This is a genomic window from Acinetobacter ihumii (genome assembly GCF_900625095.1).
Taxonomy (GTDB): domain Bacteria; phylum Pseudomonadota; class Gammaproteobacteria; order Pseudomonadales; family Moraxellaceae; genus Acinetobacter; species Acinetobacter ihumii.
The window spans coordinates 1,009,312-1,024,895 of sequence record NZ_LR130760.1 but is presented as its reverse complement, the minus strand read 5'-3'; the positions used below and the strand labels follow the sequence as shown (position 1 = coordinate 1,024,895).

General features: G+C 39.1%; 11 protein-coding genes and 1 pseudogene. 5 read left to right on the top strand and 7 right to left on the bottom strand.

Features of this window, described 5'->3' with window-relative positions; translation table 11 throughout:
- The 4 genes from E0D95_RS04820 to E0D95_RS04805 form a co-directional block, all read left to right on the top strand.
- A partial coding sequence (locus E0D95_RS04820) for a beta strand repeat-containing protein (protein ID WP_165443231.1) occupies positions 1 to 4,700 on the top strand: 4,700 nt, incomplete at its 5' end.
- A gap of 234 nt (positions 4,701 to 4,934) precedes the next feature.
- Entirely contained in the window at positions 4,935 to 5,531 is a 597-nt protein-coding gene (locus tag E0D95_RS04815; RefSeq protein WP_130802822.1) for an IMPACT family protein, read from the top strand.
- Positions 5,524 to 6,138, top strand: a complete 615-nt coding sequence (locus E0D95_RS04810; RefSeq protein ID WP_130802821.1) for an acyltransferase — start codon at positions 5,524 to 5,526, stop codon at positions 6,136 to 6,138. The genes E0D95_RS04815 and E0D95_RS04810 overlap by 8 nt, the downstream gene beginning before the upstream one ends.
- A gap of 146 nt (positions 6,139 to 6,284) precedes the next feature.
- Positions 6,285 to 7,127 carry a universal stress protein gene (locus E0D95_RS04805; protein WP_130802820.1) on the top strand — a complete coding sequence of 281 codons (843 nt, stop codon included), beginning with the start codon at positions 6,285 to 6,287 and terminating at the stop codon, positions 7,125 to 7,127.
- 122 nt (positions 7,128 to 7,249) lie between these two features.
- Here the strand turns inward: E0D95_RS04805 and E0D95_RS04800 are convergent, their stop codons facing one another.
- The 7 genes and pseudogenes from E0D95_RS04800 to E0D95_RS04775 form a co-directional block, all read right to left on the bottom strand.
- Positions 7,250 to 7,918, bottom strand: coding sequence for an O-methyltransferase (locus E0D95_RS04800; RefSeq protein WP_130802819.1), 669 nt, complete (start codon positions 7,916 to 7,918; stop codon positions 7,250 to 7,252).
- A gap of 149 nt (positions 7,919 to 8,067) precedes the next feature.
- A complete protein-coding gene (locus E0D95_RS04795; RefSeq protein ID WP_130802818.1) occupies positions 8,068 to 8,784 on the bottom strand; it encodes a D-Ala-D-Ala carboxypeptidase family metallohydrolase in 717 nt (238 codons plus the stop codon).
- Positions 8,785 to 8,913: 129 nt separating this feature from the next.
- Entirely contained in the window at positions 8,914 to 9,243 is a 330-nt protein-coding gene (fdxA, locus tag E0D95_RS04790; RefSeq protein WP_004652744.1) for a ferredoxin FdxA, read from the bottom strand.
- 161 nt (positions 9,244 to 9,404) lie between these two features.
- Complete coding sequence (locus tag E0D95_RS15660; protein WP_165443230.1) at positions 9,405 to 9,578, bottom strand: hypothetical protein; 174 nt, start codon at positions 9,576 to 9,578, stop codon at positions 9,405 to 9,407.
- Between the two features lie 98 nt (positions 9,579 to 9,676).
- Positions 9,677 to 10,223: pseudogene (locus E0D95_RS04785) on the bottom strand (GNAT family N-acetyltransferase).
- A gap of 113 nt (positions 10,224 to 10,336) precedes the next feature.
- Positions 10,337 to 12,976, bottom strand: coding sequence for a DNA mismatch repair protein MutS (gene mutS / locus E0D95_RS04780; protein WP_130802817.1), 2,640 nt, complete (start codon positions 12,974 to 12,976; stop codon positions 10,337 to 10,339).
- 360 nt (positions 12,977 to 13,336) lie between these two features.
- A complete protein-coding gene (locus E0D95_RS04775) occupies positions 13,337 to 14,242 on the bottom strand; it encodes an acetoacetate decarboxylase family protein (RefSeq protein ID WP_130802816.1) in 906 nt (301 codons plus the stop codon).
- A gap of 412 nt (positions 14,243 to 14,654) precedes the next feature.
- Between E0D95_RS04775 and E0D95_RS04770 the strand changes: the two genes are divergently transcribed.
- Positions 14,655 to 15,485 (top strand): alpha/beta fold hydrolase, encoded by an 831-nt coding sequence (locus tag E0D95_RS04770; RefSeq protein WP_130802815.1) that lies wholly within the window; start codon positions 14,655 to 14,657, stop codon positions 15,483 to 15,485.
- Positions 15,486 to 15,584 lie beyond the last annotated feature (99 nt).

Here is a 15,584-nt window from a genome sequence, read left to right as displayed (position 1 = left end):
ATGCACCAGTTGCACAAACGATCACAGCAACAGGAGCAGAAGACAGCATCATTGCGGTGAGCCTCAGTGGTACCGATGTAGATGGCACTGTAGCGAGCTTCAAACTCAGCACACTGCCAGCCAATGGTAGCTTCTACAGCAACGCTGCTGGGACAGGCACTGCATTAACGACCACAGATGTGATCACAGCCAGCTCAAACGGAGCGACGATCTACTTCAAACCGAATGCAGACTGGAATGGCAATACCAACTTCCAATACAGTGCAACCGACAACAATGGTTTAGTCTCAAGCAGCACAGCCACAGGCACCATTACTGTGACTGCGGTGAATGATGCACCAGTTGCACAAACGATCACAGCAACAGGAGCAGAAGACAGCATCATTGCGGTGAGCCTCAGTGGTACCGATGTAGATGGCACTGTAGCGAGCTTCAAACTCAGCACACTGCCAGCCAATGGCAGCTTCTACAGCAACGCTGCTGGGACAGGCACTGCATTAACGACCACAGATGTGATCACAGCCAGCTCAAACGGAGCGACGATCTACTTCAAACCGAATGCAGACTGGAATGGCAGCACCAACTTCCAATACAGTGCAACCGACAACAATGGTTTAGTCTCAAGCAGCACTGCGACAGGCACCATTACTGTGACTGCGGTGAATGATGCACCAGTAGGAATATCTGAGACTTATTCTGTTACTGAAGGTTCAAGCATGATGCTTGGTAATGTATTGAGTAATGATACAGATGTTGATAGTACAACTTTAACCGTTGCAAGATTTGCCACAAATATAAGTGGAACTGGTGCACAGACAGCCGATGGAACTCATACGATTACCACCACTTTAGGTGGAACTGTAACAATGAATAGTAATGGTACGTTTACCTATGTTGCGCCAGTATTATCGAACAATGCATCTATACCTGAAGATAATTTCTATTATCAGGCAACTGATGGTGCTCTATCATCAGCATGGACAAAAGTTGCGATTAAAATCAACGATACTGTTCCAGTTGCAAAAGACGATATTTCAACAGTTTCTGTCGGAGATAAAGTTACAGGTAATGTGATTGCTGGTATTATCGATGATAGAACTGTTACAGCAAGTATTGATACGACGAGTTTGGATACACCAAATAAAATTAGTTCTGTCACATTTGGATCGACCTTATATACGGTTGCAGCTACAGGTATAACGACCATTACCACTGATGATGGTAAATTGGATATTCAAAGCAACGGTGATTATACCTATACTTCGAATTACCATAATATTTATGTTGATCGAAGTGGTTCAGATACTCCGCCAACGTTGGAAACCTGGAAAGATACCACTATCTCAGGTGTGAAAAACATTTACGGTTTTGATGGTTCTTCACCGATATCAGGTACAACGCTTAATCTTGCTGCTTTGACTTCAACCCTCGATCCTGCCAATGCTGTTCGTATACGAGATAATACAGGCAATAATAATGATGGTTTGGGTGTCGAAACAACAACAGGTACATCTAATAATAATCGCGTGGAGAATGGTGAATATATTGTTTTTGATTTAGGTGCACCATCTAAAAAGGCTGTCGTGACGTTAACAGATGTGGCTGATACAACAGAGGCTGGTAGGATTACGTGGTATGCGTATGATACAGCAGGAGTTCAGGTCGGCACAGGTACTTTGACGACTGGAGGTGCAAGCACTAGTATTTCAAATAATGTTGCAACAGTTACATTACCAACTACAATCGACTACCAATACCTTGTATTCACTTCAACCAATAACGCTGCTCATTTCCGTGTTAATGGAATCAAGGCAGAGGCGGCAATCACAGGTAATGCAACAGATGAATTTACTTACACCTTGTCAGATAGTGACGGTAGTAGCTCAACAGCCAAATTGACTGTCAATACCACAGCACTCACTACTTTCAATGACGCAGCAACTGTTTATGAGGCAGGTCTTTCAACTGGTACATTGCCTGCAAATGCAAATAAACCTGTGACTGTAACTGGTAACGTATTTGCAAATGATAGTGTTTCTAATACAAGCAATATATCTGCAATTACTATGACGAGTGGTGTCAGTGGAACTGCTTCAACCACAACATCTTCAGATGGTAATACTGTCACGATTACAGATGCGGCGGGTAGCTTGGTGATTAATAAGGTAACAGGAAGCTATACCTATACATTAAATGCTGCGACCACAGAAGGCGTAAATGATGTCAAGAAATTTAGCTATACAGCGACAGACATCGTAACGGGTACAACGAGCAATGCATCTGTATTAACTGTTCAGGTTATGGATGATGTACCTGCGGTATCTTTTATTAATAAAACTTTAATTTCAGCGACAACACCACAAACCTTTAACCTTGTGATTACTCTGGATGTATCGGGTAGTATGGCATTTGATGCGAATGGAAACTATTCAAATGAGACAGGATTTGATGCATCAACTGTACGCTTGACTCTAGCCAAAGCCGCAATTGAACAATTGATTAATAGTTTTGATGCATTGGGCAATGTCAATGTTAAAGTGATTACATTTAGTAGTTCAGGTTCTGAAGAGGTGTCGCAATGGTATTTGGACAATACTACTAAGGCGATTAATTTTGTTAATACCCAACAGGCGGATGGTGGTACTTCTTACAGTGGTGTCATTAATAAAGTGATGGACACATGGGGTACGCCTCCAACAGCTGATAAAACCTTAGTTTATTTTATCTCTGATGGTCAGCCAGATAGTGGACAAAATGTTAACTCAACATTACAAACCACTTGGCAAAATTTCATTACTTCTAAAGGTATTAATGAAGTATTTGCAATTGGTATGGGCACAGCAGGAACAGCTTCATTAACACCGATTGCATCTGAGACTGAAAATACCATTGTTATTTCTACACCAGCAGATTTGGCAGATACTTTACTTTCTACAGTCAATGATGGGGTGGTATTAGGTAATGTTTCTTTATTATCGAGCAGTGGAAATGCAGCAGGTATATTGTTTGGTGCTGATGGTGGAAAACTAACTAGCATTGTTGTAAATGGAACGACTTATAGTGCAACCAATGGTAATCAGCAAACGATTCAAACCCTTAAAGGTGGTGTTTTGACCATTAATTTCACCACTGGTGCTTATAAGTATGAGTTACAGGTAAATAAAACGATTAAAGGTGAACAAGAACAGTTCATTATTAATGGTGTCGATGGTGATGGTGATTCAACTTCGGTACAACTCAATATTACTCTGAATTATACAGCTCAAGTAGATGCCAACAGAGATACGATTATTACCAATGTTCAAAATGGACAGGCAATTACAATATCTGCTGACGCGATCACTCATAATGATAAATTTGGTGATTCGACGACCTTAACTGGTACATCAAATGTTGTAAATGGAACGGTTTCGGGTACAAGTACTATTACCTTTACACCAAATGCTTCAGCGATTATTCCTGCCAAGCAAATTCAGGTGATTGAAGAAAGTGCTTATACAACGGATGGTACAACTTGGTCAAATAACGATTCATCTGGTTCACCTAAAAATGCTATTACGGCACTTGCTATCGATTTTACTGACCGTAATCAATTTGGTAAAACTGGGACAGCTGCAACGATTAAAGGCAGTAGCTCTGGTAGTACAATTTCGGGCTGGGCCGTTGATTCTGGTATCAACGGTTATACAAAAGTGTTGAATGGTTCTGTTTCCAATAGTTCAGATATTGATTTAGTAAAAGTCTATCTTTATGCGGGTGAGCGAATCTATATTGATGTCGATGGTGTTACAGGTAGCAATAATAATCCATCGAATAATGTCACTAGAGCAGTATTGGATAGTAGCGGTATAGCAACGAGTTTTAGTCAAACTTCTGATGGTTGGTTCACAGCAACATCTACAGGTGAATACTATATTAAACTTACCGCTACAAATGGAACTGATTATAACCTTGTATTGACCGTTGATGATGGTACATCAACTGCTGGTGGGGGAACTTCTGTTGCACCTAAAGGCTTGATTGGAGACGCTGCAGCAAGCTTTGACTATACTTTGACAGAGGTGGGTACAAGTGGGACATTGACAACAGGTGCTACAGCAAATATTTATCATGTCTCAGGTACGACTCTTAACGGTACAACAGGAGATGATATTGTAGTAGGCGCTGCAACAAATGACACTTTATACGGTGGTGCAGGTAATGACTCTTTACAGGGTGGTGCTGGCAACGATATTTTGAATGGTGAAGCAGGTAATGATCTCTTAAATGGCGGTACAGGTAATGACACCTTAAATGGTGGTGCTGGGAATGATACTTTGATTGGTGGTACAGGCAAAGACACAGCTATATATAATGTACTGACATCTGCAAATGCAACTGCTGGGAATGGTATTGATACATGGACAGATTTCCATGTGGGTAATACGACCAGTGATGTAAATGCTGATGTCATCCAATTCTCAACAAATTTCTTTATTGGCTTAACTCAAGCGATTTTAGCAACAGACAATATTACGACGATTGGTAAGTTCATTTCTGTAGACTATGATGCAGATAAAGATATCGCAACAGTTAAAGTGGATCGGGATGGTGATAGTACAACTTTTACAGCACATGAAACTCTGTTGATCTTAACCAATCAAACATCAGAGGTCACTTTAGAAACCTTGCTTGCAAATGATCAAATCATTATTGGCTAAGCTCTATTAAAATCTTTAAAAACTGCTTCAGTCATGAAGCAGTTTTTTATTTTTTAGATGCAATAAATTTTTAAGGAGTATAAAAATGTTTGAATAAATGGAAGTTGGTAATTGAATCAGCTATAAAAATATTTCATCAAAAAATGATAATAAAAAATCATAGAATGCAATTTGAACATTACTATGTATAAATCCAAGTTATAATCATGCTTTGATTATTTATTTTTTTCTGTTATGCCTTTTACCATTGCACAACTGGTTTGTTTTGAAGAAGAAATCAAAAAAAGTCGATTTCAGGCATTTGCCACTCCTGTTGAAAATGAAGAACAGGTCAAAGCTTTTTTAGAAAGTTATAAAGATAGCACCACTACGCATCAATGTTGGGCTTGGAAAATAGGGCATCATGTGCGCTTTAATGATGATGGTGAGCCTTCTGGTACGGCAGGTCGACCAATATTGGCCACCATAGAAGGCAATGAACTGACCAATACTTTAGTTTTGGTTAATCGCTGGTTTGGTGGAGTAAAGCTAGGAACGGGTGGTTTGGTACGAGCCTATGGTGGCTGTGCAGGACAATGCTTAACACTGGCAGAAAAAATAGAACTGATTGAAAAAAAACAGATCATATTTTGCTGTTATTTTAATGAATGGCCGATTCTACAATATGAACTGAAACATCAACAGATTGAATATACAGAAAATTACACCAATGATGGGGTAACTGTCGAAGCCGCCTTACAGATTCATCAGCTTGATCCGTTAAAATTGAAACTTCAAGATATCACACGTGGACGAGAACAATTAAAAGTCGTGGAGCCTGAGCATGAATGACGAGCGATTGCTTAAATATCGAGAGCAACATAAGCATCGGCTCAATTATATGCCATGGTTGTATTGGAGTTTAAAATCCAAAAATCGTGAGTGGGCAGAAGCGTGGCAGCAGGAGTATCAGGCTTATTTAATGGAAATGGAAACCATTGAAATTGGCAAAAACTGTTTCATATCTCCTTTAGCACATATTTTTGCTGAACCTGGGCGTAAAATTAGTATTGGTGATCATAGTTTCATTGCAGCAGATTGCACCTTACATGGGCCTTTGACTATTGGTAATGAAGTGGCAATCAATCATCACTGTATTTTGGAGGGTGGGCGAGCCGGTATTATTTTACATGACCAAGTGCGTATTGCAGCGTATTGTCATTTATATGCTTTTGATCATGGTACAGATTTGTCACGTCCGATTTATCAGCAAGCGGTGACCTCTAAAGGCATTGAAATTGGTCGAGATGTTTGGCTTGGTGCACATGTGGGAGTAAAAGATGGTATTTCAATTGGTGAACATGCGATTGTTGGCATGAACAGTATGGTCACTAAAAATGTTGAAGCTCGTCATATGGTTGCTGGAAACCCTGCGCGCTGGATTAAGCACAGAGAGTAGGCTATTTTTTAATCATTTGATTGATTTTTATAGAAAATAATTGAAACAGCATAAAAAGTTACCGTAGGTTTAACTAAATTATGCTAAGTTAAAAATAACAAAAACGAAATCTCCAAGGCATTAGACCTTAATGAAGAGAGGCGAATATGAGTCGTGTCATCGCATGTATTGATTCCTCACCCTGTATTAATGCAATTGCAGAAGCAGCAGCTTGGGTGGCTAAACAAACCAAGCGTGAATTGGTGTTGTTGCAAATACTGGATTACTATCCTGCCAGTTACCATCTCGGAGAAATTAGTGGCGTTATTGGTTTTGAAAGTAATGCCATGTTACTCAAAGAGCTTGCAGAGCTTGAAGAAAAGCAAAGTGAATTGGCATTAGACTATAGTAACAATTTACTCAAACATATTTCCGTGATGATTGAGCAAAAATACGATTTAACCAGTTCCAAAATTCAGGAAAAAGGTGACTTTTTAGAACAAAGCTTTAACCTTTTAAAAGAAGATGATTTTGTAGTGATTGGTCGAGTTGGAGAACGTGCGGCCGAAAAAAATAAACCGATCGGAAGTAATGTGGAAAACTTTATTCGCGGGGCAAACTGTACCGTAATGACGGTAGGCGAAACATTTAAAGCACCCACACGATTTATCTTTGCTTATGAATATTCTCCAACGTGTATAAAAATGATGCATCGTATTGCACAGAGTGATTTGCTTAAAACATTGCAATGTCATTTACTTTATGTAGGGGATCATCCGCAAGTTTTAAAAGATCCTGAAGAATTTTTAAGCCATGCAGGCATTGATGTAGTCAGTGTTTATCGGTATGGCGATGTTTCAGAAAATATTTTGGAATATCAGCGAGAGCATGGTATTCAGATGATTGTATTGGGGGCATTTAGCCACAGTAAAATCCATCAATTCTTTTTGGGTAGTATTGCCACCTCGATTTTCCGTAATGCTTCTGTGCCGCTTTTGGTCGCAAAATAAGCCCAGTCATTTTAAATTGTAGTTATCCGCAAATCTTGTGGATAACTATATGGACAAGCAATGTAAATATAAATAGGCTTTTGATTTTAAAATAAAAATAGATAAAGATTATTTTTTAATCATCACTTTACAATCGCAATTGCAAAGCCATCATGGCCTTTACTTCCGACTGTTTGTAAGGCAGTACAAGATAAAATTCGAGGATGATTTTGCAAAGCTTCAAAGGTTTGACGAATCCCTTCTATACTTGGTTTTTTATTATTTTCATCCAGAATATCACCTGCACGAATGACATTATCCAGTACCAGAATCGTACCCGAATGTGAAAGATTGAGTGTTAATTCTAAATACTCAGGATAGCTTTGCTTATCTGCATCAATAAAAATAAAATCAAATGGCTCAAAGCTAGTCGGGTCTATTTGTCGCAAAATATCTGCGGCGCGTCCGACTTTAAGCTCTACAGGGACGTCAAACTTTGCATGATCAATATTTTGCTGCGCTAAAGCTGCATGCGTATCACGACCTTCAATGGTGAGCAAATAACCGTCTTTAGGTAAAGTGCGCGCTAACCAGACTGTACTATAGGCTGCAAATGTTCCTAATTCCAAAACCCGTTTACATTGATTCATCTGAATCAACATTTGTAAAAGCATTCCCTGATTTGGTGCAACTGCTAAATGATCTGGAAATCCCTGCTGAGCAGTATTGTCCAGTGCAAACTGAAGTTTTGGATCATGGGGAATTAAATGTGAATCGATATAATCATCAATGTCTGTCCACATCTGTTGCATAACGGGCGTTACCTGTACTGAGATAGCTGCATTTTAAACATTTCTATTGGATGTGCAATTTTATCTGGCTTAAAAATGAAAAGTTCAATATTCCAGATATAAAAAAAGAGACACCATGATCTCTTTAGAATAAATTTTTAGTAAAGGGTTTAATAATTACACATTGAACTATTGCGACTGTGATCTGGTCCCCAGGTTCGATAGCCTTGAGTATCAATATGAATTTGTCCTGAAGCGTAAATGCCAATACCCATATCTAAACTTTGTCCATGTTGTACCCAAAATTGGCAGAGCTTGAACTTGGTGTTTTCGATAAATGCATAATCTTGCGGTTGAGGAAATTCAGGACCAATCCTAAAATCCATCGCAGAGTTAAATAAATGCCGTGAAGAATTGGCTCCACCAGCACACTGATTTAATGGTAGGTCACGATAAACTGAAGTCACTTCAAAATCAGTCAATACTTTTTGTGCAACCAAAGCTTTAAAAATACGCAAAGTCGGAATAGCATTATTCCATAATTCGCGGTTAGGCACGGCATATTGAGAACGACCACATTTTTGCCAATCTCTGGCTGTTTTGAGTAACTCAAAATTTGGTACTACATTGGCGACATTGTTACGTGCTAGAAATTGTTCATATTCCTGCACACGCGCACGATTGTCTCCCATACTGAGCCAAGTCAGATAGGAGGCAGGAACAGTTTTCACTGGAATAGGACGTTCTAAAATGACTTTTTCCTGAGGAATGAAAATGCGGTGTCCAGTGGAAGAGGGTTTTCCAGTTTTTTGAGGGGAGGTCGTACAAGCAACTATGACAATAGGTGCAAGGCTTACGGCAAGCAAACCCTTCAAAAATTTCGGCATAATAGAATCAATTGCTTACTTTAAATTGGAGTTATTCTAAACCAAAAGAGTGAATAAAATGAGGAAAAATTGCAATCAAATGTGAGTTTCTGATACAAAAAGACCAGCTTTTGCTGGTCTGATATGGAATTATTTCTCTAAATATTGAAGCTTATCAGGCTTACCGTTCCATTCTTCGCGATCCGCAGGCTGCTCACCAATTTGAGTGATATTATTGCCCGCCCATTTTTCAGACAGTTCGGCATTAAGCTCGATGAAGACTTCCTGACCTTCTGGCAATTCATCTTCAGAAAAAATGGCATTGGCTGGGCATTCTGGTTCACACAGCGCGCAGTCAATACATTCATCTGGATTAATGACCAAAAAGTTTGGGCCTTCGTAGAAACAATCGACTGGGCATACTTCTACGCAATCTTGGTATTTACATTTAATACAGTTTTCAGTGACAACGAAGGTCATGGCGACAGCTACCTAAAAATATGGTTCTAATTTCGAATGCTGTATTTTAGGCAAAAAAGGGCGAGACTAACAATTCCTTTTATTGATATTTATTATTCGGATTGATGAAAAGGATTGATTTATATCACTCTAGTTGATAGTAAATCTCAATTGAAGCTGAATTAACGAGTTTTGTTCAATTTTTTCAGTCCGCCGCCATCTTGCTTGTTGACCGTTGCCCATGCGATGCGTTCGGCTTCTTCCTGAGAATGACCACGTTCTCGCTCACTTTCTTCAATATGTTTGGCTTGTCTTTTCTGTTTTTCGGTATAAGCCGATTTATCGCCACGAGACATTGTAATTGACCTGATTTAAGTATCTGATGTTTATTTTTATCATGATGCTTATTTTCTGAGCGTAAAAAGTTGTCAAAAATTGGTCATCGCATGTAAATTTAAAATGATAAAGGGAGAATCATGTGAATATCTTCAGGCTCGTTATGCCATAAGTATTGATCAGGTTCAAATAGTAATTGAGCACCTTGTTGAAGATAAAAATCGACTGTTCTTCGGGTGGGGGTGGCTGAAATATATAAAGATTTTTTCACCGAGCTGTTTCAGTAAAGAAATAGAGAATTGCATCAGTTGAGTACCAAGACCTTGACCTTGCTGATCCGCATCAATATAAAAATAAGCCAATAATTTTGCGTCTGGATAATCATGAATTACTTGATCAGAAACTACACTAATCCCAACCATTTGATTAGATGCATTGAATAGCCCGACAAATATGGCACCAGCTTGAAAAAGCTCTTTTAATTTGGGTGGATCATATTGCAAATGATCATTATCCCAATTTTTTACATCATAAAAACAATCTTTTAATTTCAGTTGATGTTGTTCATTTACATAATATTGGGTAATTAATTCACGTCGGCTAATCTGTTGCCAAATTAAATCTATGTCTGCGTAATCCAAATATTTAATGTTGATCAATAAGATATTCCTAAACTATTCTTTTAGATGTGAATGTGTAGCGCTCAATAAAATTTAATAAATTTAGTATGATCTCAACTGGAATAGACCTAAAAATGGGATCTATTCCATATGGAAAATCAGGAATTGAGAGTTGCTTTTAACGAATAAAGTTGTTCAAGTGCCTGACGAGGACTCAGATTATCTACATCGAGTTGTTTGAGCATTTCCAGAGCGGGGGAATGGGCTTCGACTTCAATCACTTTTTCAATGACAGGCGTTTCAATTTCGTGCTCAACCGCATTGAATAAGTCATTTTGTACTGCGGATTGAATATGTTGTTGCTGCTGTTTTTCCAATATTTTTAAGCGTTTTTGTGCTTCTTTAATTACAGTAGCAGGGATTCCTGCCAGTTTCGCCACCTGTAAACCATGACTTTGACTAGCAGGGCCATGTTGTACTTTATGCAGCAAGATCAGGTTGCCATTCATTTCCTTGGCTGTCACATGATAATTATCAATGCCTGCTTCACTACCGAGTTCGGTTAACTCAAAATAATGTGTAGCAAATAAACATAAACATTTGATACGTTTGGTCAGGTCTAACACACATGCCCATGCCAATGATAAACCGTCATAGGTACTGGTACCGCGTCCGACTTCATCCATCAATACTAAGGATTGGTGAGTGGCATGATGCAGAATTTGCGAGGTTTCGGTCATTTCGACCATAAAGGTCGATTTACCTGTCGATAAATCATCCGCTGAACCAATTCGGGTAAAAATTCGATCAATCGGCCCCATTTTGGCAGATTTGGCAGGCACATAACTGCCGCAATAGGCCAATAAACTGATCAATGCCGTTTGGCGCATAAAGGTCGATTTACCGCCCATATTGGGTCCAGTAATGATTGCCATGCGGTGATAACTATCTAGGAATGTGTCGTTTGGGGTGTAAGGTGTTTTGTTTAATGCTTCGACCACAGGATGACGACCTGCCTGAATTTTAATGCCAATTTCTGGACTGAACTCAGGACGATTCCAATTTTGTAAACGTGCTTGATGAGCGAAATTTGCTAAAACGTCAATCTGGGCAATCGCCGCACTCATCATTTGTAAATTGGCAATATTCTGTCTGAGTGTTTCAAGCAGGTTTTCAAATAATAATTTCTCTCGGGTGAGGGCGCGTGATTCACTAGATAAAACTTTATCTTCAAAACCTTTGAGTTCTGGGGTGATATATCGTTCGGCATTTTTTAGGGTTTGGCGACGAATATAATGCTCTGGCGCTTGTTGTGCCTGAGCGCGAGTTAATTCAATATAGTAACCACTGACACGGTTATAGCCGATTTTTAACGTTGGGATACCACTAAGTTCACGTTCTTTAATTTCCAAATCAATCAGAAACTGCCCGGCATGATCACGAATTTTACGTAGTTCATCTAGTTCGCCATCATAACCTTCTGCAATGACATTACCATCACGTAATAACACAGGCGGATGTTCCACAATGGCTGATAAAAGTAATTGATGCAGCTCTTTAAAATCACCCAATTGTTGATCGAGATCGGTCATTAAAGTTGATGATTTGGCTTGAATCACAGGTAGCAGAGCATGGCGTAAAAATGGAACTTGCGCACAAGCATGACGCAATTGCACTAGATCACGCGGACGTGCACTGCCTAACGCCACACGACTCAGGACACGTTCAATATCACCAATTTCTTTGAGTACCAGACGTACAGGGGATTCGTGATAACCTGTTAATAATTGTTCAGTTGCATCTAAACGTGCATCTAACAGGGCAGTATCACGAATAGGTTGCATCAGAGTACGACTGAGTAAACGCCCACCCATGGCAGTTTGACAATCATTGATTAAATTAAACAGTGATGTACCATGTTCAAATAATGGCTCGATAATTTCCAGATTACGGCGAGTAATCGGATCAAGTGCAATAAAATCCGAACTTTGCTCAAGTTGAATTGAACGAATATGCGGAAGTGCCGTTTTTTGGGTTTCTTTAGCGTAGTGGATCAGTGCAGCAGCAGAAGCTTTGGCAAGCGGTAAATGATCAATCCCAAAACCAGAAAGGGTCGCAACACCAAACTGATCACATAAGGTTTTTTGGGCATTATTTAAATTAAAGTCAACATTGGGACGTTTGGTAATGGGGCAGTCTAATAGTTTCTTAATGTGTTCCAGAATATTTTGATCAACTAAATCTTCATCGACGACAATCTCACTTGGCATTAAGCGTGAAAGCTCAATCGCTAATTGTTCAGTTTTAAACTCGTGTTCTTGAACCTTAAATATACTGGCACTTAAGTCAAGTAAAGCCAGTCCAATTTTATTTTGCTGTATACATAGTGCGACCAAATTTGAAGACTGATAACTGCCGAGTAGGGCATCATCGGTAATGGTACCTGGCGTAATAATACGAACGACTTTACGCTCAACAGGTCCCTTGCCTGTAACCTCACCCACCTGCTCACAAATTGCAACTGTTTGTCCTGCTTTAACCAAACGTGCTAAATAACCTTCTGCTGCATGATAAGGCACGCCCGCCATTGGAATGGGTTGACCATGGGCTTTACCACGGTGAGTGAGGGTAATGCCTAACAACTTGGCTGCTTTATGTGCATCTTCAAAAAAAAGTTCATAAAAGTCACCCATGCGATAAAAAAGTAAAGCATGCTGATGTTCCATTTTGACCTTGAGATATTGTTGCATCATAGGGGTATGGCTAGAAAGATCAGTCATGATTTCTTTCATATTCATGTAGCTTAAGTCCTTGAATTAATAATTTGACTCTGAAGATTTACCTAATCAGTAAGTTCTGTAAAAATTTGGTTTAATCTAAAAATGGATTCTAAGGCATGACCTTTTGACGCCAGATTTCATAGATCCCCAGATTCTACATCTTAGCAAATTAAAATGGACTGATAAAAAGATTCTGGAATGAATGAAGAAATAAACGACGATAGCCCATGATTGTATGAAATGGTTTATTGTGAAAGCCGAAAGTTTAGATATTCATATTGTAGATAACGCGAATCTCAAAAATGCTCACACCGCAATGCCACGGATTTATGTCAATATAAATGTGGCGCAGCATAAGACGCTTGTGCTTAAAGACGATTAAATCTTCTCCAATCGCTTCGGCATATTCAGTACTACCTGAGCATCTTCAATCACATCCAAACGTAGAATAGTGGAGGTCTTTAACTCATCAAGTAGCTGGCTGACAGGGCCACCATGACGAGTCAATTTCACTTTTTTAGGGAAAAGTTTCTGTGCAAATGAAAGCATATTCGATTGAACTAGCGTTTGATTCCACGCTCCGTCGACTTGATGCAGCATCGTGGCTTGACTCATTCGTGATTCAGATTTCACATGTTTTAACGGCGGTGTGAATGCATGTAGGCTGAGATCCGATTGACCTTGCGTATCTTTCAGCCCTGCATTGACCTCGTTTCGGTTAATATCGACATTAATCTCAGTTAACCATTTAGGAAGTTGATAGCCATAAACACCGCGTACTCTGGCAATTTCAGTGTCTACGGGTAAAGCCAATACATGTGCATAAAAATGACGATCACGAATCGAATTGATTAGTTCTAAGGCGTGTGATCCTTTTACTTCTGGTTTACGCACAACGATTGCAACAGATACTTCGCGATAAGGATCGTTATCACATACACTATAGCTAAAGAAGGTCACTGCCACTAAGCCGTAGCCGGGAAATGCTTGTAGAGCTTGCAGTGGTGCAGGAAGTTTTTTCTTGAGTTGTTTGAGCGGGGCAAGCATGAGTACCTGTACATGACTGGTACGATAATAAAAATTAGGCGCCCAGACTTTGCCCACTCTGGAATCCACTAATTTTTTGGGTATTTTACGAAAAAAATCAATATTTCCAGCAGCAGGATCTTTGGCAACTTCATTCAGATCTGGATTCATGCGAAAGCGATCGTAGTATCCATTTTTAGGGACTTTAACTTTTTGCTGACCAAATTCAACTTCAATCAATTCATTATTGCTATTCATGTTAGCTCACCTTTAAATAGATAAAATTAGGTCGTCTGATAGCAGTAGAACAAACGACTGCAAAACATAAAATAACTATAAGGTTAAAGCTCACTTTAGAGTCAATAGAGAAAAATCTAATTTTAATCGCAAGTAGTAAATTTGTTAGAAGTCGGTAAGTGAACAATTTTATAAATAATAAAATGAATAGTTAAATCTTTGAATTAAAAATTTATTCTAATAAATTAACCGATATAAAAAGTTCAAAAAATTACATTTATGATCAGCTTTTTATCAATTGGGTGGTTGACCTTAAAGTGAGCTTTAATCTTAGAATGATGAGGCAATTAAACGATGAATTGCACAATATAAGAGTGGATTAAAACATAGATAACTCATCAAAAGTGTATATCTTTACACAGGAGAGACAATCATGGCTTATGTGACGACAAAAGATGGTGTTGAAATTTTCTATAAAGACTGGGGCCCAAAAGATGCCCAAGTTTTATTCTTTCATCATGGATGGCCGCTCAGCTCGGACGATTGGGATGCGCAATTATTATTCTTTTTAAATGAAGGTTTTCGTGTCGTTGCCCACGATCGCCGAGGTCATGGTCGTTCAAGTCAGGTCTGGGATGGTCATGATATGGATCATTATGCCGATGATGTTGCAGCGGTAGTCCAACATTTGGGGCTAAAAAATGCAATTCATATTGGTCACTCGACCGGTGGCGGCGAAGTTGCACATTATATTGCCCGTCATGGTGAAGCAAATGTATCCAAAGCGGTACTGGTCAGCTCAGTTCCACCGATCATGGTCAAAACCGAAAACAATCCTGACGGTTTACCTAAGGAAGTATTTGATGACTTACAAAATCAGCTCTTTAAAAATCGTTCTGAGTTTTACTACAACTTACCTGCTGGCCCTTTCTATGGTTTTAACCGTGAAGGGGTAACACCCTCTGAACCTGTGATCTGGAACTGGTGGCGTCAAGGAATGATGGGAGGAGCGAAAGCACATTACGATGGTATTGTTGCATTCTCACAGACGGATTTTACTGAAGATTTGAAAAAAATCTCTGTTCCCGTTTTAGTCATGCATGGCGATGATGACCAGATCGTGCCTTATGAAAACTCAGGATTACTTTCTGCCAAACTTGTACAGAATGGCGCGTTAAAAACCTATAAAGGTTTTTCACACGGCATGTTAACTGTAAATGCTGATGTTATTAATCCTGATCTTCTAGATTTTATTCGAAAATAAGTTTTTATCGGTTAAAAAATAGAGGCTTTCATGCCTCTATTTTTTTATTTTAAGTATAGATTTAATCAGTCAATATAGATGAATAATACAAAGAGTGCG

Coding starts and splice junctions, on each gene's coding strand:
- E0D95_RS04815 (WP_130802822.1), top strand. CDS start 4,935: ATGCCTTTTACCATTGCACAACTGGTTTGTTTTGAAGAAGAAATCAAA.
- E0D95_RS04810 (WP_130802821.1), top strand. CDS start 5,524: ATGAATGACGAGCGATTGCTTAAATATCGAGAGCAACATAAGCATCGG.
- E0D95_RS04805 (WP_130802820.1), top strand. CDS start 6,285: ATGAGTCGTGTCATCGCATGTATTGATTCCTCACCCTGTATTAATGCA.
- E0D95_RS04800 (WP_130802819.1), bottom strand. CDS start 7,918: ATGCAACAGATGTGGACAGACATTGATGATTATATCGATTCACATTTA.
- E0D95_RS04795 (WP_130802818.1), bottom strand. CDS start 8,784: ATGCCGAAATTTTTGAAGGGTTTGCTTGCCGTAAGCCTTGCACCTATT.
- fdxA (WP_004652744.1), bottom strand. CDS start 9,243: ATGACCTTCGTTGTCACTGAAAACTGTATTAAATGTAAATACCAAGAT.
- E0D95_RS15660 (WP_165443230.1), bottom strand. CDS start 9,578: ATGTCTCGTGGCGATAAATCGGCTTATACCGAAAAACAGAAAAGACAA.
- mutS (WP_130802817.1), bottom strand. CDS start 12,976: ATGAATATGAAAGAAATCATGACTGATCTTTCTAGCCATACCCCTATG.
- E0D95_RS04775 (WP_130802816.1), bottom strand. CDS start 14,242: ATGAATAGCAATAATGAATTGATTGAAGTTGAATTTGGTCAGCAAAAA.
- E0D95_RS04770 (WP_130802815.1), top strand. CDS start 14,655: ATGGCTTATGTGACGACAAAAGATGGTGTTGAAATTTTCTATAAAGAC.